This window comes from Hoeflea sp. EC-HK425, from assembly GCF_902498795.1.
GTDB lineage: Bacteria > Pseudomonadota > Alphaproteobacteria > Rhizobiales > Rhizobiaceae > Hoeflea > Hoeflea alexandrii.
In genome coordinates, this window is sequence record NZ_LR701572.1 from 2,758,569 (window position 1) to 2,783,420 (window position 24,852).

General features: G+C 62.6%; 24 protein-coding genes. 5 read left to right on the forward strand and 19 right to left on the reverse strand.

Features of this window, described 5'->3' with window-relative positions:
* Positions 1-37: 37 nt before the first annotated feature.
* Together SPHINGO391_RS16115 and SPHINGO391_RS16120 are read right to left on the reverse strand one after the other, a co-directional pair.
* The gene (locus tag SPHINGO391_RS16115) at positions 38-1,123 is read right to left on the reverse strand and encodes an endonuclease/exonuclease/phosphatase family protein (protein ID WP_152009784.1); all 1,086 of its coding nucleotides are present in this window, start codon (positions 1,121-1,123) and stop codon (positions 38-40) included.
* Positions 1,120-1,401 carry a hypothetical protein gene (locus SPHINGO391_RS16120; protein ID WP_152009785.1) on the reverse strand — a complete coding sequence of 94 codons (282 nt, stop codon included), beginning with the start codon at positions 1,399-1,401 and terminating at the stop codon, positions 1,120-1,122. Before SPHINGO391_RS16120 ends, SPHINGO391_RS16115 begins: the two co-directional genes overlap by 4 nt.
* Positions 1,402-1,554: 153 nt before the next feature.
* On the opposite strand from SPHINGO391_RS16120, the gene gntA reads away from it, so the two are divergent.
* Together gntA and SPHINGO391_RS16130 are read left to right on the forward strand one after the other, a co-directional pair.
* Positions 1,555-2,214, forward strand: coding sequence for a guanitoxin biosynthesis heme-dependent pre-guanitoxin N-hydroxylase GntA (gene gntA / locus SPHINGO391_RS16125; RefSeq protein ID WP_152009786.1), 660 nt, complete (start codon positions 1,555-1,557; stop codon positions 2,212-2,214).
* Between the two features lies 1 nt (position 2,215).
* Complete coding sequence (locus tag SPHINGO391_RS16130) at positions 2,216-2,806, forward strand: urea carboxylase-associated family protein (protein ID WP_152009787.1); 591 nt, start codon at positions 2,216-2,218, stop codon at positions 2,804-2,806.
* Positions 2,807-2,833: 27 nt separating this feature from the next.
* On the opposite strand, the gene SPHINGO391_RS16135 is transcribed toward SPHINGO391_RS16130, so the two are convergent.
* The 7 genes from SPHINGO391_RS16135 to hutI form a co-directional block, all read right to left on the reverse strand.
* The gene (locus tag SPHINGO391_RS16135; RefSeq protein WP_152009788.1) at positions 2,834-4,384 is read right to left on the reverse strand and encodes a TRAP transporter large permease subunit; all 1,551 of its coding nucleotides are present in this window, start codon (positions 4,382-4,384) and stop codon (positions 2,834-2,836) included.
* Complete coding sequence (locus SPHINGO391_RS16140) at positions 4,381-4,893, reverse strand: TRAP transporter small permease subunit (RefSeq protein ID WP_152009789.1); 513 nt, start codon at positions 4,891-4,893, stop codon at positions 4,381-4,383. Before SPHINGO391_RS16140 ends, SPHINGO391_RS16135 begins: the two co-directional genes overlap by 4 nt.
* 65 nt (positions 4,894-4,958) lie before the next feature.
* Positions 4,959-6,047, reverse strand: a complete 1,089-nt coding sequence (locus tag SPHINGO391_RS16145; RefSeq protein ID WP_152009790.1) for a TRAP transporter substrate-binding protein — start codon at positions 6,045-6,047, stop codon at positions 4,959-4,961.
* A gap of 37 nt (positions 6,048-6,084) precedes the next feature.
* Positions 6,085-7,767, reverse strand: coding sequence for a urocanate hydratase (gene hutU, locus SPHINGO391_RS16150; protein ID WP_152009791.1), 1,683 nt, complete (start codon positions 7,765-7,767; stop codon positions 6,085-6,087).
* On the reverse strand, positions 7,764-8,564 hold the full coding sequence (gene hutG / locus SPHINGO391_RS16155) for an N-formylglutamate deformylase (RefSeq protein ID WP_152009792.1): 801 nt from the start codon (positions 8,562-8,564) through the stop codon (positions 7,764-7,766). The genes hutU and hutG overlap by 4 nt, the downstream gene beginning before the upstream one ends.
* Complete coding sequence (gene hutH / locus SPHINGO391_RS16160; protein WP_152009793.1) at positions 8,561-10,102, reverse strand: histidine ammonia-lyase; 1,542 nt, start codon at positions 10,100-10,102, stop codon at positions 8,561-8,563. The genes hutG and hutH overlap by 4 nt, the downstream gene beginning before the upstream one ends.
* A complete protein-coding gene (gene hutI / locus SPHINGO391_RS16165; RefSeq protein WP_152009794.1) occupies positions 10,099-11,292 on the reverse strand; it encodes an imidazolonepropionase in 1,194 nt (397 codons plus the stop codon). The genes hutH and hutI overlap by 4 nt, the downstream gene beginning before the upstream one ends.
* 74 nt (positions 11,293-11,366) lie before the next feature.
* Between hutI and SPHINGO391_RS16170 the strand changes: the two genes are divergently transcribed.
* Both SPHINGO391_RS16170 and SPHINGO391_RS16175 read left to right on the forward strand, forming a co-directional pair.
* A complete protein-coding gene (locus tag SPHINGO391_RS16170; RefSeq protein ID WP_152009795.1) occupies positions 11,367-12,731 on the forward strand; it encodes a formimidoylglutamate deiminase in 1,365 nt (454 codons plus the stop codon).
* A complete protein-coding gene (locus SPHINGO391_RS16175; protein ID WP_193217321.1) occupies positions 12,728-13,429 on the forward strand; it encodes a GntR family transcriptional regulator in 702 nt (233 codons plus the stop codon). The genes SPHINGO391_RS16170 and SPHINGO391_RS16175 overlap by 4 nt, the downstream gene beginning before the upstream one ends.
* 13 nt (positions 13,430-13,442) lie before the next feature.
* Here the strand turns inward: SPHINGO391_RS16175 and SPHINGO391_RS16180 are convergent, their stop codons facing one another.
* From SPHINGO391_RS16180 to SPHINGO391_RS16210, 7 genes are all read right to left on the reverse strand, one after another.
* Positions 13,443-14,225: a carnitinyl-CoA dehydratase gene (locus tag SPHINGO391_RS16180; protein ID WP_152009796.1), complete on the reverse strand. Its 783-nt coding sequence runs from the start codon at positions 14,223-14,225 to the stop codon at positions 13,443-13,445.
* Between the two features lie 22 nt (positions 14,226-14,247).
* Positions 14,248-16,293: an acetate--CoA ligase family protein gene (locus tag SPHINGO391_RS16185; RefSeq protein WP_152009797.1), complete on the reverse strand. Its 2,046-nt coding sequence runs from the start codon at positions 16,291-16,293 to the stop codon at positions 14,248-14,250.
* Positions 16,294-16,484: 191 nt separating this feature from the next.
* Positions 16,485-17,648: an acyl-CoA dehydrogenase family protein gene (locus tag SPHINGO391_RS16190; RefSeq protein ID WP_152009798.1), complete on the reverse strand. Its 1,164-nt coding sequence runs from the start codon at positions 17,646-17,648 to the stop codon at positions 16,485-16,487.
* Positions 17,649-17,652: 4 nt separating this feature from the next.
* Positions 17,653-18,414, reverse strand: a complete 762-nt coding sequence (locus tag SPHINGO391_RS16195; RefSeq protein WP_152009799.1) for an SDR family oxidoreductase — start codon at positions 18,412-18,414, stop codon at positions 17,653-17,655.
* On the reverse strand, positions 18,411-19,850 hold the full coding sequence (locus SPHINGO391_RS16200; RefSeq protein WP_152009800.1) for a carnitine 3-dehydrogenase: 1,440 nt from the start codon (positions 19,848-19,850) through the stop codon (positions 18,411-18,413). The genes SPHINGO391_RS16195 and SPHINGO391_RS16200 overlap by 4 nt, the downstream gene beginning before the upstream one ends.
* On the reverse strand, positions 19,847-20,467 hold the full coding sequence (locus SPHINGO391_RS16205; RefSeq protein WP_152009801.1) for an HD domain-containing protein: 621 nt from the start codon (positions 20,465-20,467) through the stop codon (positions 19,847-19,849). The genes SPHINGO391_RS16200 and SPHINGO391_RS16205 overlap by 4 nt, the downstream gene beginning before the upstream one ends.
* 22 nt (positions 20,468-20,489) lie before the next feature.
* Positions 20,490-21,407: a 3-keto-5-aminohexanoate cleavage protein gene (locus SPHINGO391_RS16210; protein ID WP_152009802.1), complete on the reverse strand. Its 918-nt coding sequence runs from the start codon at positions 21,405-21,407 to the stop codon at positions 20,490-20,492.
* A gap of 77 nt (positions 21,408-21,484) precedes the next feature.
* On the opposite strand from SPHINGO391_RS16210, the gene SPHINGO391_RS16215 reads away from it, so the two are divergent.
* The gene (locus SPHINGO391_RS16215) at positions 21,485-22,501 is read left to right on the forward strand and encodes a GlxA family transcriptional regulator (RefSeq protein WP_152009803.1); all 1,017 of its coding nucleotides are present in this window, start codon (positions 21,485-21,487) and stop codon (positions 22,499-22,501) included.
* Here SPHINGO391_RS16215 and SPHINGO391_RS16220 read toward each other — a convergent pair.
* From SPHINGO391_RS16220 to SPHINGO391_RS16230, 3 genes are all read right to left on the reverse strand, one after another.
* Positions 22,488-23,270 (reverse strand): ABC transporter permease, encoded by a 783-nt coding sequence (locus SPHINGO391_RS16220; protein WP_152009804.1) that lies wholly within the window; start codon positions 23,268-23,270, stop codon positions 22,488-22,490. The genes SPHINGO391_RS16215 and SPHINGO391_RS16220 overlap by 14 nt on opposite strands.
* The gene (locus tag SPHINGO391_RS16225; protein WP_152009805.1) at positions 23,270-24,001 is read right to left on the reverse strand and encodes an ABC transporter permease; all 732 of its coding nucleotides are present in this window, start codon (positions 23,999-24,001) and stop codon (positions 23,270-23,272) included. Before SPHINGO391_RS16225 ends, SPHINGO391_RS16220 begins: the two co-directional genes overlap by 1 nt.
* A gap of 74 nt (positions 24,002-24,075) precedes the next feature.
* Positions 24,076-24,846: a transporter substrate-binding domain-containing protein gene (locus SPHINGO391_RS16230; RefSeq protein ID WP_152009806.1), complete on the reverse strand. Its 771-nt coding sequence runs from the start codon at positions 24,844-24,846 to the stop codon at positions 24,076-24,078.
* Between the last annotated feature and the right edge of the window lie 6 nt (positions 24,847-24,852).

Here is a 24,852-nt window from a genome sequence, read left to right on the forward strand (position 1 = left end):
TTTTAAGCCGTCAGCCGGGGGCAGCCGTCTGGCAGGATCAAGCCTCTTCCCAGTCTGTTCCTGCCGGGGGCCGGTCACGGTTTTTCTCGACCTTGATTGCCTCTTCGGCTTCGGCAATGTCATTGCCGGAAGGTGACGGAGGCGGATCGTTGCGGTCTCTGTCGGTCAGCGCCAGCCGGTAGAACATCGGAAAATGATCGGAGCCCACAAATTCCTGGCGCTCGATCGATATCAATTCGAAGTCCCGCGAGTGGAAGATGTGGTCGAGCGGCCAGCGAAGGAACCAGTAGCGCGCGTCGAACGAATTGAACATGCCGCGGCCCTGCCGCGGATCGAGCAGCCCTGAAATCCGCAGGAACCGGCGGGTGGTGCGCGACCACGCCACGTCGTTGAGGTCCCCGGTGACAATGACCGGCAGGGGCTCGTCCCGGGCGATCTTGGCCGCCACGAGGATTTCGGCGTCGCGTCCGAGCGTGTCGCGGTTCGGCAATGGCGGTTCGGGGTGAAGCGCAACGACCCGGATATCGCGGCCACCGGGCAATTCGACGATGCATGACACGCTCGGCACTTCCTCGTTGAGCAGAAAACGCACCTGGCCTTCCCGAAGCGGAAGGCGGCTTGCGAAGATCATGCCGTAACTGTCTTCCTGCGGTTGCTCGATCGTTTCATGAAACTCCGAAAGGCAGGGGCGGAGCGCTTCCGCCCAGTTCTCATCTGTCTCCATGAACACGGCGATATCGGGCTTGCGCTGCCTGATCAGCTCGATGACGCTCTGATAGTCATGGTTACCCTGCTTGATGTTGCAGGCGAGGACAGACACCGTTGGCGTGTTCTGCCTGTCACCATCAAATCCCCTTGTTTGTACCGGCCAAAGCGGAGTGAAGCGGATGACGAAGACGAGCTGAATGAGGAGAGCGATAGCGGCCATTGAGAGAGCCGCGATCAGGATGGTGCTGTTCAAGCCGGCGATGATGGTTGCCAAAATCACCAGTGACGAGACAGCGATGGCCTGCAGGCGCCCGAAATCGAACGAACGCACGATGCCGTGCCCAAACGGCAGCAGCGGCACCAGGCTTGCCAGCAGGCAGACCAGCGCCAAGCAAAAGAGCAGCGTTGCGATCACGCGTAGTCTCCCACGCCGGGAATCCGGAAAGCCATCCCGAGCAGCATCTGGCGCCGGTATCCCTCATGGCTCACGCCCTCATGCTCTGTGTCGACGGGGCGCCTGCTTGCGAGCGAGACGCGCAGGCTGGCGTTCGTGGGCTCCTTCAGCGGCTCAACTTCCGACTGCGCCGCGGCAACTGCATTGTCGCGACGCCTGAACGGTCCCGTGTAACGACTGCCGAGCTTGTAATACCAGCCGCCTCGCCAGTTTTCGATTTCGAACAAGGGCTCGTTCATCGTTTTGTCTCCGGTGCCTTTTGCGTGTGCCTATCAACGCATCATGCTCCGGCTTGTTCCCTCGACTGCGCATACGAGGCTTGGGAACTTCCGCGCGTGCTGCCCGTTTAGCCGGGCAGCCTGCCTGTTGTGGCTTGTGGAGAGCGAGTACCGATGAGCGACATTTCCAATTCTTTTCACCACTTCATCCGCAGTGCAGATTTTCCGTGTGTCGGCGCAAAGTCGGCGCTCGCACGCGACGCCTTGTCGATATTGCCGGCCGGCCAGATCGACGGCGCGACAGATGATGTCGAGATCCACCGCGCACTGCGTGAATACAGCGACGGCCTTGATCACCAGAGCCCGATAGTCCGTTCCTTCGTCGTCATCTTCGATGGCCCCGACGGACTTGATGAAGAAGCCTTCGAGAAGGCGCTGTGGAACCGGCTGCAAAGCCTGCACAATCTTGATGTCGTCTGCGGCCAGCCATGGAACCAGGCCGTCGACCACGATCCGAAGTCTCCGCATTTTTCGCTCAGTGTTGGCGGTGAGCCGTTCTTCGTCATCGGATTGCATCCAAATGCTTCGCGGCCAGCGCGCCGTTTCGAAAAGCCGGCACTGGTGTTCAACTCTCATCTGCAGTTCGAGAAGCTCCGCTCAGACGGGCGGTTCGACAAGATGAAGGAAATCATCCGCAACCGCGACGAAGCGCTCGCCGGCAGCATAAACCCGATGCTCAGCGATCATGGCGAAGCCTCGGAAGCCCGCCAGTACAGCGGGCGCGCCGTCGAACCCGAATGGAAATGTCCATTTGCACACAAGGAAATCGCCTGAAATGACCATTCGTATCCCACCCCGCAGCGGCACCGCGTTTGAACTGAAGAAAGGTCAGTTGCTGACCGTTTTCGACCCGGAAGGCGAACAGGTCTCCGACCTTGTGGCCTTCAACGCGCATGATAGGCGCGAGTATCTCTCTTCCGGCAGATCGATCGACTACGCCGGAAGGATGTTCCTGAGCACGGACGACATCCTCTATTCAAACCGGTCTGTGCCGATGCTGACCATTGTCGAGGACGAAGTTGGCCGCCATGATTTCAGCCTTACGCCGTGCTCGCGCGAGACTTTCAGCATCATTTATGGAGACGAGGATCCGCACCATGGCTGCCAGGGCAATCTCGAGATGGCACTGGCACCCTACGGCATAGGCCCGGACGCAATCCCGATTGCGTTCAATGTCTTCATGCATGTGGCGGTGGACAGTGACAGTGGCGAGATCAAGGTGCTGCCGCCGAAGAGCAAGCCGGGTGAGAAGACCGTGTTCCGCGCAGAAATGGACCTGGTCGTGGCGATGACCGCCTGTTCCGCCGGCCAGTCGAACAACTTCCGCTACAAGCCGATCGACTACCGTGTCAGCGACGCAGCCTGACACGCGGCTTAACACCCCTGGCCCGGCCTAGAAGATCACCCCCGGCAGCCAGGTAGCGAGTTGCGGCAGCATCCAGACCAGCGAGATGCCGATTATCTGCAGGCCGATGAAGGGAATAACGCCGGCATAGATCTGCCCGGTGGCGATTTCGGGCGGAGCGGCACCGCGCAGGTAGAACAGGGAAAAGCCGAAGGGCGGGGTGAGGAAGCTGGTCTGCAGGTTGACCGCCAGCAGCACGCCAAGCCAGATCGGGTCGTGGCCCATGACGATCAGCGTCGGGGCAATCAACGGCAGCACGATTACCGAGATCTCGACGAAATCGAGGAAGAAGCCAAGCACAAAGACGAAGGCCATGCAGAACAGCAGCGCGCCCATCGGTCCGCCCGGCATGTTGGTCAGGATGTGAGCCACCCGTTCCTCCCCGCCCAAGCCGATGAAGACCAGCGAAAACATGCCCGCCGCCAGTATGGTGGCGAAGATCATCGCCGTCATGGTGAGCGTTGAATCGACAGCACCGTGAAGGCTCCTCGTCCGAAGCGTCGCGTAGAGCGCCGCAATGATCGCCACCGCACCGACTATGGTCAGCACGATGTACAGCCCCCCGGCGGCCAGAGACATGAACTCGAGATCGCTACGCTGCAAGCGGACCGGAAACAGGCCGGCAAGGATTGCGAGGCATACCAGGGCCGCGGTGCCGAACAGAATGAGGCGCGGGTGCATCCCGACCCGGATCCCCGCCATCAGCAAGGCGCCGATGGCGCCGACGGCGGCGGCTTCCGTTGGTGTGGCAACGCCACCGAGGATGGCGCCCAGAACCGCGAAAATCAGCAGCACCGGAGGCAAGATCGCCGAGATGATTTCAAGCCGGTCGGGCCTTGGTGTGTCGAGTGTCGCGGGCGGCATGTCCTGCGGACGCAGGAAACCGCGCACCAGGATGTAGACCAGATAAAGCACCACCAGCATGAGGCCGGGAATGATGGCGGCGGCGAAGAACTGGCCGACCGACAGGGCTTCCACCGAGAACTTGCCCTGTTCATACTGCGCCTGCTGATAGGCGTTGGACATGACGTCGGCGAGAATGATCAGCAGTGTCGAAGGCGGAATGATTTGCCCCAGGGTGCCTGCGGTGCAGACGATGCCGGACGCGACCCGCGGATCGTAGCCCGAGCGCAACATGGTCGGCAGCGCGATCATGCCCATCGCCACGACAGTGGCGCCGACGATCCCCGTGGAGGCTGCCAGCAGCGCGCCGACCAGAACGACGGATATGCCAAGACCACCGCGCAATTGCCCGAACAGCCGACCCATCGTGTCGAGCAGCTCCTCGGCAATGCGGCTCTTTTCCAGCACCGCCCCCATCAGCACGAACAGGGGAATGGCGATCAGCACCTGATTGGAAATCAGACCGAAGATACGCTGCCCGGTTGCCCCCATCAGGGTGATGTCCATGGCGCCCATGACCCATCCGAGATAGGCGAACGCGACGGCGACACCGGCAATCGAGAATGATACCGGAAAGCCAAGCAGAATGGCCCCGACCAGCGCCACGAACATGATGAGATCAAGATATTCGCTCATGCCTTGGCCTCGGGCCTGGAGGTTTCAGGCAACAACAGCCGGATCAGCAAGGACAGGGACTGGATCACCAGAAGAATGCAGAATGCGGGTATCAGGGATTTGAGCAGGAACACCGCCTCGATGCCGCCCACGGAAATCGGGCCTTCGAGGATCTTCCAGGAATTGCGTACCGAAGGCCAGGACCAGTAGAGGATCACCAGCATAGACGGGATCAGCAGAAAGACATGGCCGAAAACATCGATGCGGCGCTGGGTCCGAGGTTCGGCCTTGGCATAAAACACGTCGACGCGGACATGCTTGTCGACCAGGAGCGTGTAGCCCGCGCCAAGCATGAACAGCGTCGCATGCATGTAAAGCACGCTTTCCTGCACGGCAATGATGTTGTAGCCGAACACATAGCGGCCCACGACAATGCCGAATTGCACCAGCACCATGACGAGCGCCAGCCAGCGGATAACGCTCGCCGTCAACCGGCTGATCATATCGAGACTGTCGGCCAGACGCAGCATGCGGTCCCCTCTCGCCAAAGCTGTCCGGCGCGGAAACGACACCCGCGCCGGACGGTTCATTGCACTCAGTAGCCCATGACGGAGGCGCGGGCGTTCATCTGCCCATTATCGGCATAAGTCATGTAGCCGCCCACCAGATCGCGGTAGGAAATGTAGCTTTCGGTGATGCGCTTGACCAGTTCATCATCGTTCTGGCGCAACTCATCAACAACCTCTTCGGCCGCCTTGCCCATGGCCACGATGACATCGTCAGGCAGCTTGCGGACCATCACACCATGCTCGGACACAAGCGTCTTGAGCGACTGGGCATGCTTGGTGGTGTATTCGGTCCAGACCGGATTGTAGAGGCTTTCGCAGGCGAGCGAGACAACCTGCTGCAGGTCGGCCGGAAGTTCGTTGTACGCAGCCGCGTTGACGCCGCATTCTTCCGCGGAGGACGGCTCGCCGACGCCCGGCCAGTAGTAGTTCTTGGCGACCTGGTAGAAACCAAGCGCCGAATCCGTCCACGGGCCGATGAATTCGCCGGCGTCGAGCGCTCCGGTCTGCAGCGCCTGGAACATCGGCGGTCCGCCCATGGCCTCTGCCGCCATGCCCATCTTGGTGGCCATTTCCGAGGCGAGACCGGTGGTGCGGAACTTCAGGCCCTTGAGATCCTCGACCGAGTTGATTTCGTTGCGGAACCAGCCGGCCCACTGCGGACCTGAATTGCCGCACAGGAACGGCTTGACGCCGAAACGACCGTACATCTCGTCATAGAGTGCCTGGCCGCCACCATGCTGCATCCAGCCGAACTGCTCGTCGGCGCGCAGGCCGAAGGGCTGGGAGCCGAACAGCAGGATGCCCTTTGACTTGGAACCCCAATAAGCGGGAACGGCATGGTAGAGCTCGGCGGTGCCTTCGGAGACGGCGTCGAACACGCCAGGTCCGGGAACAATTTCGCCGGCGGCATAGAGCTTGACCTCGATACGGCCGCCCGAGAGCGTGGTGATGCGATCAGCCAGAAGCTGGGCGGCGACGCCGGGACCCGGCAGGTTCTTTGGCCAGGCGGTGACCATTTTCCACTCGCGTTTGTCCTGCGCGATGGCCGGTGTTGCGAGTGTCGCAGCCGCGGCTGCACCGGCAACGCCGGCTTTCAGGAATTTACGTCTTTGCATGTCAGTTCCTCTCTGTTTCGAGTTTACCTTGTTGTTCTCACCCCAGTATGCCGGGCAGATTGAGCCCGTGCTCGCGTGCGCAATCGAGCGCGATGTCGTAACCGGCATCGGCATGACGCCAGACGCCGGAAGCCGGATCGTTCCACAGTACCCGCTCGAGCCTGCGGGCTGCGGCGTCGGTGCCGTCGGCGACGACGACCATGCCGGAATGCTGGGAGAACCCCATGCCGACTCCGCCGCCATGATGCAGGCTGACCCAGGTTGCCCCGGAGGCGGTGTTGACCAGCGCATTCAAGAGCGGCCAGTCGCTGACGGCATCGGAGCCATCCTTCATGGATTCGGTCTCCCTGTTGGGTGACGCAACGGAGCCGGAATCAAGGTGATCGCGGCCAATGACGATCGGTGCCTTGAGTTCGCCCGAAGCCACCATCTCGTTGAAGGCGAGACCGGCGCGGTGGCGGTCGCCAAGACCGATCCAGCAGATGCGCGCCGGCAGGCCCTGGAAGGCAATGCGCTCACGGGCCATGTCGAGCCAGTTGTGCAAATGCGTGTTCTCGGGGAAGAGTTCCTTCATCTTGGCGTCGGTCTTGTAGATGTCGTCCGGATCGCCCGAGAGCGCGCACCAGCGGAACGGGCCGATGCCGCGGCAGAACAGCGGCCGGATATAGGCGGGGACGAAACCCGGAAAATCGAAGGCGTTCTCCAGGCCCTCATCCTGCGCGACCTGGCGGATGTTGTTGCCGTAGTCGAGCGTCGGCACCCCGGCGTTCCAGAAATCGACCATGGCCGCGACATGGGCTTTCATTGAGGCGCGGGCCGCCTTCTCGACGGCCTTGGGGTCGCTTTCCTGCTTCTCGCGCCATTCGGCGACGCTCCAGCCCTGCGGCAAGTAGCCGTGCAGCGGATCATGGGCCGAGGTCTGGTCGGTGACAATGTCCGGACGCAGGCGTCCGTCCTTCATGCGCTTGGCCAGTTCGACGAAGATGTCGGCCGCATTGCCGAGCAGACCGACCGACTTGGCCTCGCCCGCCTTGGTCCACTGATCGATCATGCCCAACGCCTCGTCGAGCGAATGGGCCTTGGCATCAACGTAACGGGTGCGCAGTCGGAAATCGATGCGGGTCTCGTCGCACTCGACGGCTAAACAGCAGGCGCCGGCCATGACGGCGGCCAGAGGCTGGGCGCCGCCCATTCCGCCAAGACCGCCGGTTAGGATCCACTTGCCCTTGAGATCGCCGCCATAATGCTGGCGGCCAGCCTCGGCGAAGGTCTCGAAGGTGCCCTGAACGATGCCCTGTGTGCCGATATAGATCCAGGAGCCTGCGGTCATCTGGCCGTACATGGCAAGCCCGCGCTTATCGAGCTCGTTGAAATGGTCCCAGTTGGCCCAGTGCGGCACCAGGTTCGAATTGGCGATCAGCACCCGCGGCGCATCGACATGGGTGCGGACAACGGCGACCGGCTTGCCCGACTGCACGACAAGTGTCTCGTCCTCGTTGAGCTTCTTCAGGCTGTCGACAATCATGTCGAAGTCCTTCCAGGTGCGCGCCGCCCGGCCGATGCCGCCATAGACCACCAGCTCGTGCGGGTTTTCGGCCACGTCGGGATGCAGATTGTTCATCAGCATGCGCATCGGCGCCTCGGTGAGCCAGCTCTTGGCAGTGATCTCGGTGCCGGTCGGCGGATAGATGTCGCGCTGGTTGTGTCTCGGATTGGTCATGATTGGCCTCCCATTGATGCTGCAAGGTCAGCAACTGAATTCAGAATTGTCTTGAGATGAACGCGCAGCCGCTCCGCCTTCGTCTCGTCATAGGCGAAGGGAAGCTCCTCGGTGGCCAGATGCGTACTTTGCGCCAGCTCCATCTGGATGGCGTGGATGTTCTCGCCGGGCCGACCGTAATGGCGGGTGGTCCAGCCACCCTTGAAGCGGCCGTTGAGCACGCTGGAATAGCCTTCCGCGCCGGCACAGATTCCGGCCACCACAGCCTCGATCACCGGGGCGCAGGTCTCGCCATTGTTGGTGCCGATGTTGAAGTCAGGAAGCGTGCCATCAAAAAGGAACGGGATGTTCGAGCGGATCGAATGGCAGTCATAGAGGATGGCGACACCATGAATGGCACGCACCCTTTCGAGTTCGAGCTCAAGCGCCGCATGATAGGGCGCGTGCCAGGCAAGTCTGCGCGCCTCGATCTCGGCGGCGTCCGGCTCTTCAAGCCATAGTGGCTCACCATCGAAGTTGGTTACCGGGACCAGCCCGGTGGTGTTCTGGCCCGGGTAGAGGCTTGCACCTGACGGATCGCGATTTGCATCGATGACGTAGCGATGGAAGTTGGCGCGGACGGTGGTGACGCCATCGAGCAGGCCGTCATAGAGGCGGTCGACGTGCCAGTCGGTATCGCCCAGCGTCTGGCCGAGCGGTGTCAGCCGCGCGAAGATGTCATCGGGCACGAAGGTGCCTGTGTGCGGCAGCCCCAGGACCAGCGGGCTGTCGCCGCGCCTGACGTCGACCGGGGTCATGCCGCCGCTCCCGCCAAAAGGCCGGCGACATCGCATTGCGACTGGATGCGGCCGCCCGCCACGATCGCGGCGGCGGCGGCGAGGTCGCCAGCCATGAAGCGGTCATCGGTCAGCGCCGCCACCTTGGAGCGCACCAGGCTCACCGCGCCCCGCAGGACCGGGCTGGTGACAAGCGGCGCGCGAAACTCGACGCCCTGCGCGGCACAAAGCAGCTCCACACCGATGATGACGTTGAGGTTGTCGTTCATGCGCTTGAGCCGCCGTGCGCCGTGGGCGGCCATGGAGACATGGTCTTCCTGGTTGGCCGATGTGGGCGTGGAATCCGTCGAGCAGGGATTGGCGAGGTGCTTGTTCTCGCTCATCAGGGCGGCCGTGGTGACTTCCGCAATCATCAAACCGGAATTGAGTCCCGGCTCGGGTGTCAGAAATGGCGGTAGATCGAAGGAAAGGGTGGGATCGACCATCAATGCAACGCGACGCTGGGCGATCGCGCCGATTTCCGCAATGGCGAGGGCAATCTGGTCGGCGGCAAAGGCCACAGGCTCGGCGTGGAAGTTTCCGCCCGAAACGATCTTGCCCTCGGCGACCAGCACCAGCGGATTGTCGGACACCGCATTGGCCTCGATCTCGAGCGTCTGGCCGGCATAGCGCAGCAGATCGAGCGCGGCACCTGCGACCTGCGGCTGGCAGCGGATGCAATAGGGATCCTGCACGCGGGTATCGCCGTCACGGTGGCTTTCACGGATCACCGAGCCCTGCATCACCGCGCGCATGGCGCGGGCAACGTCAATCTGACCACGGTGCCCACGGAAAGCGTGAATGCCTTCCTCAAGCGGCGCGGTCGACCCCATGATCGCATCGGTCGAGAGGCAGGACGAGACCACGCTTGCTTCGAGATTGCGGATCGCGCCGAAATAGCCGGTCAGCGCACAGGCGGTGGAGAATTGCGTGCCGTTGATCAGGCCAAGGCCTTCCTTCGGAGCAAGCACGGCGGGTTCGATGCCGGCCTTGGCAAGTGCCTCGGCAGCCGGCATGCGCTCGCCGCCAAAGATCGCTTCGCCCTCACCGATCATCGCTGCGGCCATGTGGGCCAGCGGCGCCAGATCGCCCGATGCGCCGACCGAGCCCTGGCTGGGGATCACCGGCGTGACGCCTTGGCGCAGCATGTTCTGAATGACGGAGAGCGTCTTCCAGGTGATGCCGGACGCGCCGCGCCCTGCAGAGAGCAGCTTGAGTGCCATCATCAACCTTGTGGAGGCGACATCCAGCGGTTCACCGACGCCACAGCAATGCGACAGGATCAGGTTGCGCTGAAGCTGTGCCGTGTCACCAGGCTTGATCCGCACACTGGCCAGCTTACCAAAACCGGTGTTGACGCCATAGACCGCCTCGTCGCCTTCCGCCGCCTTGCGAACCAGCGCCGCCGCAGCCTCGATGCCCGGCAGGGCGTTGTCATCAAGAACCACGGCAATACCGGTGCGCCAGATCTGTTCGAGCTGGTCAAGTGTGGCCTGGCCGGGCAGAAGGGTGAGCGTCACAATGCGCCTCCAAAAATCCGCTTGTAGAGCGGGTTGAATCCAATGCGATAGGCCAGTTCGGCCGGGTGCTCGACATCCCAGATGGCGAGGTCGGCGCGCAGGCCGGGTGCGATCATGCCGATGTCATCCAGGCCGAGTGCGCGGGCGGCGTTTCGGGTTACGCCGGCGAGCGCTTCTTCCGACGTCATCCGGAACAGGGTGCAGGCCATGTTCATGCTCAGAAGCAGCGACGACATTGGCGACGAGCCGGGATTGCAGTCAGTCGCGACTGCCATCGGGACACCGGCTTCGCGGAAGGCTTGGATTGGAGGAGCAACGGTCTCCCGCAATGTGTAGAACGCGCCGGGCAGGATGACTGCCACGCTGCCGGCTTTCGCCATGGCTGCTGCATCGTCCGCCGTGGCATATTCGAGATGATCGGCGGACAGCGCGCCGTATTCGGCTGCCAGCTTTGCGCCACCGAGGTTGGAGAGCTGCTCGGCGTGAAGCTTGACCGGAATGCAGAGCTCTTTCGCCCTTTCGAAGACGCGGGCGATCTGTTCCGGCGTAAAGGCGATGCCCTCGCAGAAACCGTCAACAGCATCGACCAGTCCTTCGGCGTGGGCTGCCTCGAGTGCCGTGATGCAGACCTCGTCGATATAGGCGTCCCCGCGACCCTTGTATTCGGGCGGCACCGCATGGGCGCCGAGAAAACTGGTCCTGACCCGGACTGGTCTTTGCGCGGCAACCGCCTTCGCGGCACGCAGCATCTTCAATTCGTTGGCAGTGTCGAGGCCATAGCCGGACTTGATCTCAAGGGTCGATACGCCCTCGGCAATCATCGCATCAACACGGGTCAGGGCGCTAGCGACGAGTTCATCTTCCGTTGCGGCACGTGTGGCGGCGACGGTGGACACAATACCGCCACCTGCCCGGGCGACTTCCTCATAAGACGCACCTTCAAGCCGCATCTCGAACTCGCGGGCACGGTTGCCGCCGTGAACAACATGGGTATGGCAATCGATCAGCGCCGGCGTGACCAGCCGGCCATCGAGATCGATCACTTCGCCGGCATCGAACCGTGCCGGAACAGTTTGGCCCGGACCTGCCCAAGCGATGACGCCGTTCTCGATCGCCACAGCCCCCTGCTCCACCAGCCCGTAAGCTGGCGAACCATCCATCGTCGCCAATGTCGCGTTGATCAGAAGCATCATTTCGCCGTTGTTATGTCCGTGTCATTGAACTATAAGTATATACATAAAAACCTGTCAAGAGGTGCGATACGATGACGATTGTCTGGGCGGAAAAAGCGTTGCTGGATACCGGATGGGCGGAAGCCGTGCGGATCGAAGCCGGGACTGATGGCCTGATCAGCAAGATCGAAACGGGCGCCCCGGCTGAAGGACACCGAACAGGCATCATGCTCCCGGCACCAGCCAATTGCCATAGCCATGCGTTTCAGCGCGCTATGGCGGGGCTGACCGAAAAGCGAGGGCCTGACGCCTCGGACTCATTCTGGACATGGCGGCAGCTGATGTTCCGTTTTCTCGACCGGCTGACGCCGGAGCATGTCGAGGCGATCGCCGCATTCGTGCAGATGGAGATGCTGGAAGCCGGTTATTCGGCGAATGTCGAATTCCACTATCTGCATCATCAGCCTGGAGGCAGCCCCTACGCCAATATCGCCGAGATGGCCGAACGGATCGCTGCGGCCAGCGCGCTGAGCGGCATGGGACTGACATTGCTGCCGGTGCACTACCAGTATGGCGGCTGCGACAAGCGTCCGCTCGGCCCCGGGCAGATCCGCTTCGGCAATACGCTCGATGCCTATGCGGAACTGCATGCCCGGTCGGCCGAGACAATCGGCCTGCTTCCCGGCGACGCCAGGATCGGTGTCGCCCCGCACAGCCTGCGGGCAGTGGCGCCGGAAGACCTTGCCCACTACGCCGAGCTCGCGAGAGACACTCCGCTGCACATGCACCTGGCCGAACAGATCGCCGAGGTGGAGGAAGTCGAAGCGGCCTATGGAAAGCGTCCTGTAGAGTTCGTGCTCGACAGGATGGAGCTCAACGCGCGACGCTGCTTTATTCACTGTACGCAGATGCTGCCGCATGAAACCGAGGGGCTTGCAAGAAGCGGCGCCGTGGCAGGGCTCTGCCCGATCACCGAATCGAGCCTGGGCGACGGTATCTTCGACGGCGTGCGCTGGTTTGCAGCTAATGGAGCCATTGCTGTCGGTTCCGATTCCAACATCCGCATCTCGCTTTCGGAAGAGCTGCGGACGCTCGATTACTCGCAACGCCTTCGCGACCATTCCCGCGCAGCGCTGGCGACGCCTGAACACTCCACCGGCAGACGGCTGTTCGACGCCGTCAATGACGGCGGAGCGAAATCCTCGGGGCGCAACAATGGCGCCCTGGCGGTGGGGAAGCTCGCCGACATGATGGCGCTCGATGCGGGGGCTGTGGATCTGATCGGAAGAAGCGGCGACACCATTCTCGATTGCTATATGTTCGCAGGCGACGACCGCATGGTAGAGGATGTCTGGTCGGCTGGCCGGCACATGGTAGCAGGAGGCCGGCATGTCAAACAGGAGGCCATTGTCTCGGCCTATGCCAGGACAATGAAGGAGCTTGGAGAGGCTATTTGAGCGGAGGAGAGTTCAAAAGCTGGCAGTCGGTGCAGGCGGAAGTCCTGCGCCGGATCAATGCCAGGGAATGGAAGCCCGGGGACTTCATTCCAAACGAGTCCGAACTGTCGGTTGAATTCGGTTGCGCACGGGCAACAGTGAACCGGGCGTTGCGCGGCTTGGCGGAATCGGGCCTGCTGGACAGGCGACGAAAGGCCGGCACCAGGGTGGCGCTCAACCCGGTGCGCAAGGCAACGTTGGACATTCCGGTGATTCGCTACGAGATCGAAGGCAAGGGGCAGAGCTATCGCCACTCGGTCCTGTCGCAGGAACGGATGGTGCCCCCGTCCGGCATCAGGGCGAGAATGCAAACCCAGACAGGAGTCAAACTACTCCACCTGGTGACGCTGCATCTGGCGGACGGCAAGCCGTATGTGTTTGGCGACCGTTGGATCAACCCGGACGCCGTACCGGGAATCGAGAAGGCGGACCTGTCGGCACAAAGCGCCAATGAATGGCTGGTGGCCAACATTCCTTTTGAGGGCGGAGACTTTTCGTTCTCAGCCATGACCGCGGGAAAACGCGAAGCCGAGATCCTGGCCTGCAAGGAAGGCGAAGGGCTTTTCGTGATCGAGCGCAGCACATGGAACAAGAGCCATGTGATCACCTCTGTGCGCCTGACATTCGCACCTGGCTACCGGATGCACACGCAGATCTGAGTGTTCCGAACCCCTATCTGCCCTTCCAGACCGGGTCGCGTTTTTCTGTGAACGCGCGAAAGCCCTCGAGATTGTCTTCCGAGCCATAGAGCGTATCGACCGTGCGCAACTGCCGTCTGGTGACCTTGTTCATGGTGTCCTGGAATTTCTCGCCCTCGGCCTCGCGCACCACTTCCTTGATGGCGGCGAAGACCAGTGGCGGGCCGGAGGCCAGAAGCTCGGCCATCTTCCAGGCTTCCGCCATGAGTTCGTCCGCCTTGTGGATGTGATTTACAAAGCCCCAGCGGTGCGCCTCCTCGGCATCAAGCCAGCGCCCGGTGAAAAGCATCTCCATGGCGATATGATAGGGAATCCGTTTGGGCAGCTTGATCGAAGCGGCGTCGGCCACCGTGCCCGAGCGGATTTCGGGCAGCGCGAAACTGGCATGCTCCGCCGCCAGGATGATGTCGCAGGACAACGCAATCTCGAGCCCGCCGCCAAAACAGATGCCGTTGACCGCGCAGATCACCGGCTTGTTCATATGGGGCAGTTCCTGCAGGCCGCCGAAACCGCCGACACCGTAGTCGCCGTCGACCGCATCGCCATCATTGGCGGCCTTCAAGTCCCAGCCGGGGCAAAAGAACTTCTCGCCGGCGCCGGTCAGGATCGCGACGCGCAGATCCGGGTTGTCGCGGAAATCACGAAACACCTCACCCATGATCCGGCTGGTGGCAAGATCAACGGCGTTGGCCTTAGGCCGGTCGAGCGTGACTTCGAGAACGTGTCCGACAATGCGGGTCTTGACGGGTCCGGTCATGGTTCAGATTCCTTTTTCTGCTTCAGGCATCGTCGAGGCGGATCAGCGCATCGACAGCAACCGCATCGCCGACGCGGGCGATCAGCGGATTGACTTCAAGTTCGAGCAACCGGCCGGCATGGGCCTCGGCATAATGGCAGATCGCGATCACCGCATCGGCCAGTGCTTCCATATCGGCAGCAGGCTTGCCACGATAGCCTTCGAGCAAACGGCCGATCCGCAACTCGGCGAATGCCAGCATGATCCCGGAGCGGCTTGCGGGCAACAGCAGGTTGACCGTATCGCCCAGTATCTCGGTGAGCACACCGCCGGCACCCAAAGTGAGTAGAAAGGCGCCCGTCGGATCCCGGGTGATTCCGACAAGAACCTCGGCAAGTCCGCCGACCGCCATTTCCTCAACGAGGAACTCCGAGGTAACGGTTTGCATCTTCCGGGCGGCGGCACTGAGGCTGGGCTCATCTTCAATATCGAGAGCAACCAGACCGGCCTCACTCTTGTGCGCCAGACCGGTGCCTTTCAACACCACCGGGAAAGAAAGGGCGGCACTCTCCCCGATCAATTCATTGATGGATTGCGCCTGGATCGATCTCGGGATCCGAAGACCAAATCCGGAAAGGGCCTCCTTTGAGGCGGCCTCGCTGAGAATGGTTGCTGTCCTGCCGTTCGGGAAAGCCAGCAACAGAGGCTGCGGATCCGACTCAACAAGGCGCCCGGCAGCAATTGCAGCCTCGATCGCCAGGATACCTTCCGCCATGCCATGCAGAACCGCGACGCCGCCTTTCATGAAAGCGCTGGTAAAACCTTCCGAGATGTTTTCGGACAGGCTTGCCAGCACCGCGACCCTGGCGCCGGTTCGCGCCTTTGCAGCAATGATCGCATCAACCGCGCATTGATAGCTCGACGGATCGCAGCGATCAGCCCGCGGCAGGTCGAGAATGAAGACCGTGAGATCGAATGTCTGCTCCATCACCGTGGAGAACACCCGGGTCATTCGCTCCGTGTCACCCCAGATGAAGGTGTGATAGTCGAGCGGATTGGCGATGGTGACGATAGGCCCAAGCTCGGCTTTCAGAGCCGCCCGCTGGGCGGGCGCGAAATCAGCGAAATCCAGTTGCGTCGTGTTGCTCAGATCCGCCATCAGACTGGCCTCGCCACCAGAACAGCTGACGGAGGCAATGGATGCACCCGGCAGCGGGCCGATGGCGTGCAGCAGTTTCAATGTTTCGAGGAACACCGCGATGGTCTCAACCTCGATGATCCCGAGTCGCCTGAGCAGGGCCGACCCGGCGGCCGCACTTCCGGCGAGCGACGCCGTGTGGGTCATGGTCGCCACGCGGGCCTTGTCGGAGCGGCCGATCTTGATGGCGACCACCGGCTTGCCCTTTGCCCGCGCCTTGGCGGCAAAGGCTTCCAGCGCGCGGATATCGCCAAAGCCCTCGAGATAGAGACCGATGGCGCTGACGCGGTCGTCGTCGAGCAGTGCGGAGGCGATGTCGCTGGCGCCAACCTGAGCCTGGTTGCCGGCTGCAACCACATAGGCGATCGGCAGGCCGCGCGCCTGCATGGTCATGTTGATGGCGATGTTGGAGGATTGCGCGACGATCGCCACGCCGCTTTCCACCTTGAGCCCGCCATGCTGGTCGGGCCAGAGCGTGACGTTGTCGAGATAGTTGATCAGGCCGTAGCAATTGGGCCCGAGGATCGGCATGTCGCCTGCCGCCGCAATCAGCCGCGCCTGCAGGTCCGCACCGCCGGCGGTTTCGGCCTCGCTTTCGAGAAAGCCCGAGGCAAAGCAGGTGGCGCCGCCCGCGCCCATAGAACTGAGCCGTCGCACCACCTCGATGGTCGCGTCGCGGTTAACGCCGATGAAGCTCGCATCGGGGGCTGACGGCAGATCGTCAATGGAGGCCAGGCAGGGCACGCCGAGAATGTCGGCGCGTTTCGGATTGACCGGCCAGATGTCGCCGTCAAAGCCGGATTTCTTCAGCTGCGCGACAACATTGACGGCCCAGCCGCCACCGAACAGCGCAATCGACCGGGGGCGCAGGAGGCGGGAGAGGTCACGCATGGGTGTTGTCCCGCGTAGGTTCTGCAAGTTTCCACTCTGAAAGTGCCGACGACCTTGAGGCGGGATTACCCCCCTCTGGCGCTTCGCGACATCTCCCCCGCAAGGGGGGAGATAGGGGTTGCGCGATCTTGCCCCATCCGATCTCACCCCTTGCAGGGGAGATGGCTGACAGGGCAGAGGGGGGTATCTGCCTATGCACCGAACGGCCTCAACAAAGCACGAGAAATAATGTGGCGCTGGATTTCCGATGTGCCTTCCCAGATGCGCTCGATCCGGGCGTCGCGCCAGATGCGTTCGAGAGGCAGTTCGTCCATCAGGCCCATGCCGCCATGGATCTGGATCGCCTCGTCGGCGACCATGGCGAGCATTTCGGTCGCCTTGAGCTTGGCCATGGCCATGTCGGCGTCCGACGCCTCGCCACGATCGAATTTCCAGCCTGCTTCCAGGATCATCAGCTCGGCCGCCTTCATTTCCATCGCCATGTCGGCGAGCTTGAAGGAGACGCCCTGGAACTTGCCGATCGGCTGGCCGAACTGCTCGCGCGTCGCTGCCCATTCGACCGAGTGCCGGAACGCACGATCGGCGCGGCCAAGACAGGTGGCACCGACCTGCAGCCGGGTGGCGCCGAGCCAGGTGTTGGCGACCTCGAAGCCCTTGTGGACTTCGCCCAGCACGTTCTCGGCCGGAATGCGGCAATTGTCGAACTCGAGAATGGCATTGGTATAGCCGCGGTGAGAGACATTGCGGTAGCCGTCGCGAACGGCATATCCCGGCGTCCCCTTGTCGACGAAGAAGGCGGTGATCAGCTTCTTACGCCCACGCGGCGTGTCCTCCTCGCCGGTGGCCATAAAGGTGATGGTGAAGTCCGCAATGTCGGCGTGGGAGATGAAATGCTTGGTGCCGTTCAGGACCCAATCGGAGCCATCCTGCTTGGCGCTGGCCTTCATGCCGCGCAGGTCGGAGCCCGCACCCGGTTCGGTCATGGCCAGGCAATCCCATTTCTCGCCAGCCACGCAGGGCTCGAGATAACGGGCGCGCTGCTCGGGCGTGCCGGCGCAGAGGATGTTGGAGGGGCGCGCGACGCAGGTCCAGTGCAGCGCGTAATTGGCGCGGCCGAGTTCCTTCTCGTAGAGCAGCCAGGTCGGTGTATCGAGGCCGGCGCCGCCAAACTCCTCGGGGATATTGGCGGCGTAGAGACCCGCGGCGATCGCCTTACCCTGGATCTCGCGCACCAGATCGATGTCGAGATGGCCGGTTCGTTCGACTTGCGCCTCGTGCGGATAGAGCTCGTTCTCGACGAAGGACCGCGTGGTCTCGACGATCATCTCCTGTTCCTGGGTCAGTCCGAAGTCCATTGTTTCACACCTTTGGATCTGGGTTTTCGGTATGGCCATCGACCGGGATCACCTGGCCGGAAACAAGCCGGGCGCCGTCGGAGGCGAGAAAGACCGCCATGTTGGCGATATCCTGGGCGGTGACGAAGGAGCGCATCGACACGCCCGCCTCGTAACCCGCACGGATCACGTCCGGCGTGGTTCCCTTGGCCTTCGCCTCGCGCTCGATGACGCCGTCGATGCGCGGGCCTTCGACGCATCCCGGCGCAATGGCGTTGGCGCGGATGCCGAACGGCCCGAGCTCCATGGCGAGCGTCTTCATCAGCCCGATCTCCGCCCATTTCGCCGCCGCATAGGGCGCGCGGTTGGGGAAGCCGTTGATCCCTGCGTTGGAGGAAGTGATCAGGATCACGCCGGATCTCTGTGCCTTCATCATCGGGGCCGCGTATTTGGCAGCCAGGAAAGCGCCTTCGAGATTGACGGCGAGGCAGCGGCGGAAATCCTCCGGTTCGACATCCTCGACCAGGGCCGTGGGACCGGCGATGCCGGCATTGGCGCAGACTACGTCGATGCCGCCCCATTCGGTGGCAATGCGCGCGAAGACGTCACGCATATGAACCGGATCGCTCGCGTCACCGGTCATCTTCAGCCAGTTCTCCGGGCACTCGGCCAGAACTGTTTCGCTGACGTCGGTGATGAATACACGCGCGCCTTGAGCGGCAAAACTCTCGGCCATGGCCTTGCCGATGCCCGATCCGCCGCCGGTAATGAGAACGCGTTGGCTCATCCCTTGTCCCGCATGCTGGAAGGCTTGGGCAGCTTCGACTGGGCTTCCCCGAGGGCCGTGATCCTTGCCAGAACCTCGCCTTCCGGCTCGCAGGTGCGGCGGGTTTCGAGCGAGACATGCAGAAGCAGCTGGTTGCAGGTGGCCAGCAGTTCGTCATCGGCGGTGCGGATCATCTCGTGATACAGCCGGAGCTTCTTGCCGCGGGCTTCGAGCACCTGGGTACGGACATGAATGACGTCGCCCAGATGGGTCTCGCTCAGATAGCCGATCTCGTTGGAGACGGTGAAATAGGACAGACCGCCGGAGATGTATTCCTGGTCGGCGCCGACCATTCCCATCACCACGTCGCCGGCATCTGAAAACACCTGGCCGTAGCGGCTTTCGTTCATGTGGCCGTTGTAATCCATCCAGTCGATCGGAATGACCCGTTTGAGTGTTTCAAGCGGCTGGTCGATATCGGTGGGCAGCGGCGGCTTGATGCGTGCATCCTGGGCGTTGAGCAGCTGGCCGGCGCCCCAGTTGCGGCCCTTCAAGGCGCGCATCATCGCCACCAGATTGTCGTCGCGGATGCGCTCGAGTTCGCGGATCGAATGCATGCCCGACTGGGCGTCGGACTGATCGGCGATCATGTCGGTCAACTCATCGGTGAGCTCCGGCACGTCCATCAGCTTGGTCCAGGGCCAGCTGAGACAGGGACCGAACTGGGCGATGAAGTGGCGCATGCCTGCCTCGCCGCCGGCAATGCGGTAGGTTTCGAACAGGCCCATTTGCGCCCAGCGCATTCCGAAGCCGTAGCGGATGACGTCGTCGATTTCCTGGGTGGTGGCGATGCCGTCCTTGACCAGCCACAGCGCCTCGCGCCAGACGGCTTCCAGGAAGCGGTCGGCGATGTGGGCGTCGATTTCCTTGCGCACGATCAGCGGCTTCATGCCGATGCCGTCGAGCACATCATGGGCGCGCAGAAGCGTCGCCTCGACACCGACAAGCTCGATCACCGGCAGCAGATAGACCGGGTTGAACGGGTGGGCGACGAAGATCTGCTCGGGGCGTGCCGCGCCCTGCTGCAGCTCGGAGGGTTTGAAGCCGGAGGTCGAAGAGCCGATCAGCGCGTCATGGCGGCAGTGCTTCTGGATCTCCGCGAATATGACATGCTTGATGTCGAGGCGCTCTGGCGCGCTCTCCTGGATCCAGTCGGCGTCTGCCACGGCCTCGGCAAGGGAAGCGGCATAGCTGAGCCTGCCTTCCTTCGGCACGCTGACATCAGATAGGGCCGGTAGCGAGCGCCTTGCGTTGGCGAGAACCTCGCCGACCTTGCGTTCAACCTCGGGATCAGGATCGGAGACGATTACATCCCAGCCATTGAGAAGAAAGCGAGCAGCCCAGCCGCCGCCGATGACGCCGCCACCGATGATGGCGGCTGTTTTGGTTTCGCTCATGCGTTTCGCCCTTCGGCAGTGGTTGGATCGGTCAGGGAAACCCGCTCACCAGCCCGGATCACGGCAGGATCGTAGGCTTTTCGGCCGAAGACCTCTTCGACCATTCCCCGGAAAAATTCGATGCCCTCATGCGGATAGTCTGGGTCGAAGCTGTTCTGGTCCCAACGTTCGCAGAATGTCGCGCAATCATCGAAGTAGGCATGGCCCTTGTAGGCATCGCGCGCGTGCGGATTGCCGCCGACATGATGGGCGTAATAGAGCTTCTGGAAGTCGCCATGCTTTTCCACCACCCATGCACATTGCTCGCGCACGAAGGGGCGGAGAATGGCTGCGGCATATTCATCATGATTGTAGGGCGCGTAAATGTCGCCGATATCATGCAGCAGCGCCGAGACCACCCAGTCGACATCCGCACCATCGCGCCAGGCACGGGTGGCCGATTGCAGCGAATGACCAAGCCTTGTGACCTGGTAACCCGACAGGCTCTCATCGAGTTCCACCATGGCGCCGAGAAGCCGCTCGGCGGTCTTGGAAGCATACTCGATTTCGTGCTCGGTGAGGAACTCGTAGTCCTCACGGTCGCCATCCTTCATGGCGGTGAACTTGACCTTGTCCATGATCCCCTCCCCGGGAGCGTTGTCAGGCGGATGCAGGCGCGCGCTTGGTCAGGTTCAGCCGTTCACGCACTTCCTGCGGACCGATCACCCGCGCGCCCATGTTCTCGACGATGGTCACGGCACGCTCGACCAGCTGGGCGTTTGTGGCAAGCTGGCCCTTGCCAAGCCAGAGATTGTCCTCGAGCCCGACGCGGACATTGCCGCCTGCCAGCACGGCGGCCGCGACATAGGCCATCTGGTTTCGGCCAAGTGCGAAGGCCGACCAGTTCCAGTCGGCGGGCACGTTGTTGACCATCGCCATGAAGGTGTTGAGATCGTCGGGGGCGCCCCAGGGAACGCCCATGCAAAGCTGCACCAGCGCATCGGGCGCAAGCACACCTTCCTTGACCAGTTCCTTGGCGAACCAGAGATGGCCGGTGTCGAAGGCCTCGATTTCCGGCTTGACGCCGAGCTGGGTCATCATGCCGCCCATGGCGCGTAGCATGCCCGGCGTGTTGGTCATCACGTAATCGGCCTCGGCGAAATTCATGGTGCCGCAATCCAGCGTGCACATTTCCGGCAGGCATTCTAGAATGTGCTTCATGCGCTCGGACGCGCCGACCATGTCGGTGCCAACCGGATTCAGCGGAAGCGGCTTTTCGGTCGATCCGAAGGTGATGTCGCCGCCCATTCCGGCGGTCAGGTTAAGGACCACATCTACCTCGGCCTCGCGGATGCGCTCGGTGACTTCACGGTAGAGCGCCACATCGCGGCGCGGTGTGCCGGTTTCGGGATCGCGGACATGGCAATGGACGATTGCCGCGCCGGCCCTGGCCGCGTCGATCGCCGAGTTGGCGATCTGCTCGGGCGAACGCGGCACATGCGGGCTGCGGTCCTGGGTGGAGCCGGATCCGGTGACGGCGCAGGTGATGAAGACCTCGCGGTTCATGGTCAAGGGCATACGGACTGTCCTCCTCTTTCTGATCAGGCAATGATGACCGGCTTGAAGCGACATGCCTTTCCATTTACGAAGGAAACATGACACAAAACAAAGCTCTGTCGGCGATTTTGGATGCGGGCCGACCCATAATGGTGGATCTGCTGGCGCTGGCAGGCAGCTCGCTGCTGACGCTTTCCAGCGCCGTCGAACCGTTGAGGGCCGCAAACCGGCAATCCGGGCGCATGGTGTTCGACTGGCGCTTCGTGTCGGTGAACGGGGATGGGCCAGTCACATCCTCGGGGATTGCATGGCCGGTGTCCGGGCGGCACGATCCCGCCTCGCGCTGCGATGTGCTTGCTGTCGTGGCCGGGTTTGGCGCGGCGCAAATGACTGACCGGCGGCTGGTCGGCCATGTTTACCGGGCGGCGCGCAATGCCACGATCGTCATGGGCATCGAATCCGGCCCGTGGCTGCTGGCCCGCGCCGGGCTGCTTGATGAACATCGCGCGGCAACCCACTGGGAAGACTTCGAGGATTTCGCGGCAGCCTTCCCGAATGTCGATCTGAGGCCTGACCGCTATGTGGTTGACGGGCGGTTCATCACCACATCGGGGGCATCACCAACCTTCGACATGATGGTGGACCTGGTGCGGCAGGTACTGGGCCATCCGGCGGCGCTGGACGTGGCAAGCAGCTTCGTGCACGACGATCTGCGGGCTGCGGGCGACCCGCAGGTCAACGTCACCCTGGGCGATGCAAACCACGACCCGAGACTGGTCCGTTCGATCCGGATCATGGAAACCCATATCGATACACCGGTCAGCATCGCGGCAATTGCCAGACGGGTGTCGATGTCGGCGCGCGGCCTGGAGCAGCTGTTTTCCCGGCAGCTGGGGCAGACGCCCGGCGCCTATTTCCTGTCGCTGAGGCTGGCGGCGGCGCGACGGCTGGTCAATGACACGCGGCTGAGCATGACCGATATCGCGTCGCGCACCGGGTTTTCCTCGGAATCATCCTTCTCGCGCGCCTTCAGCCGCCAGTTTGGCCTGCCGCCCCGCGCCAGCCGGAAGCAACCGTCAACAGCGCAGAAGGTGGCCGGTGTCAGCCGCCCTTGACAGGAACCTTGGCCTCGAGCCAGCGAAACGCCAGCACCAGTATCCCGGTCAGGATCATGTAGATCAGCGCAAGCAGGAGAAGCGGCTCGTAAGTCAGGTAGGTGTCCTGTCGGACCCGCGAGATGATCGCGTAGACATCGACCACGGTGATGGTGGCAACCAGCGGTGTGGCCTTGAGCTGCAGCACGGTTTCACCGGCCAGCGTCGGCAACGCGCGATGGATGGCGCGCGGCAGCCAGATCCGCCGGAACACGGTCAAGGGCGACATGCCATAGGCGCGGCCCGCCTCCAGCTCGCCCTTGGGCACGCCAGCAAAAGCCCCGCGCATCACCTCCCCCTCGTAACCCGCAAAGGAGAGCGTCAGCGCCAGCACGCCATAGGGCCAGGCCGAACGGAGATAGGGCCAGGCCCAGGACTGGCGGATCTCCGGCCAGTAGGCGAACAGTGAACCCAGGCCGTAGTAGAGCAGCCAAAGCTGCAGCAGCAGCGGCGTGCCGCGTATGACCGTACAGAACATGCGCGCCGGCGCCGACAGCCAGACCGGTCCTGCCGCCTGGGCAAGACCAAGCGGCACGGCAAGCAGAAAACCCAGAACGCTGGTGAGAAACAATAGCCAGAGCGTGGTGCCGACGCCTTCGACAAGTCGGCCCGAATAGCGCGGCAGCCAGTCCCAGCGCATGTTGACCGCTGCGAAGACGATTATGCCGATACCGATGGCCAGCAGCACCAGCCGGTGCGGCTCCCGCCAGCTTCGGGTTTCCGGACCCATCAGCGCACCGCCGGCATGCCACGGCGGGCATAGCGTTCAATGCGGCGGATACCGACATTGGAGATGAGCGTCACCAGCAGGTAGAGGAGACCCGCTGCACAGAAGAACAGGAAATAGGATTTGGTGGTGCCGCCGGCCTGGCGCGTGACCAGCGTGAGTTCGGCCACGCCGACGACTGCAAGAAGTGCCGTATCCTTGGTGGCGATGAGCCAGAGATTGGCCAGGCCTGGAACCGCGTGGGGCAGCATGCCGGGAAGCGTGATGCGTCGAAGCACCTGAAAGGACGTCATGCCATAGGCCCGCCCGGCCTCGATCTGGCCATGCGGCACGGCCTTGAAGGCCCCGCGCAACACCTCCGTCTGGTAGGCGCCCTGGACCACGCCGATAACGAAGATGCCGGCGGCCAGTCCGCTGATGTCCACGCGCTCGGCGCCGATCAGCAGCATCAACTGGTTGAGTGCATCGGTGCCGGCATAATAAAGCAGCAGTATCAGCACCAGTTCCGGCACTGCACGCACCAGCGTGGTGTAGACATCAAGCAGGTCACGAAGGATGGGGCCGCCATAGAGCTTGCCGGTGGCGCCACCGACGCCAATGAGAAACCCGAGCAGATAGCCGCCGATAGCGACCTGGAGCGAGACGGCGAGACCGCCGAGCAACACCCCTCCCCAGCCGGGCGGCTCAAGCGCCAGCAGTTCCCACGAGGCCAGGCCCGCGATCCACTCAAGCATGGGTCATGCCCGATCCGGTCCGGCGGGTTTTCCCCGCCGGACCAGTCAAAGCGCGTAGCGCCGTTTCAGGCATGTTACTGACCGTAGATGTCGAAGTCGAAATAGGCCTTCGAGAATTCGGCATAAGTACCGTTGTCGCGGATCGCGGCGATGGCGGTGTTGAACTTCTCGCGCAGTTCGTCGTCACCCTTGCGCAGACCGATACCGACGCCGGCACCGAGAATGGCCGGATCGTCCTCGACCGCACCGACGATTTCGCAGCACGCATCCGATTTTACGAAGGCGTCAAGCGCCAGAGAATCCGCCATGATGGCGTCGACGCGACCGGCGGCCAGGTCCTGGTTGGCTTCGTCCTGGGTCTGGTATTCCTTCACCTCGGCGGCAACGTCACCGAAATGGGTGGTGACGTAATCCTGGTGGATGGTCGAGACCTGAACGCCGATGATCTTGTCCTTGAGCCCGGCTGCGTCAGGCGTGATACCGGAGCCTTTCGACGTCGCGATCACCGACGGTGTGTTGTAGTACTTGTCGGAGAAATCGATGGTCTTCATGCGCTCTTCGGTGATCGACATCGATCCGATGATGGCGTCGATCTTGTTCGAGGTCAGCGCCGGAATGATGCCATCCCAGGCAACCGGGGTGACGACGCAATCGAGCTTGGCCTCGGCGCAGACGGCGTTCATGAATTCGATTTCCCAACCGGTCCAGTTGCCAGCGGCATCCGGTTCGGTGAACGGCGGATAAGGCTCGGCGGCGACGCCGACACGGACGGTTTCAGCCGAGGCCGCGCTGGCAGCAAGCGACAGACCGAGAGCGGCGATTGTGGTGATGATTTTGTTCTTCATGTTTTT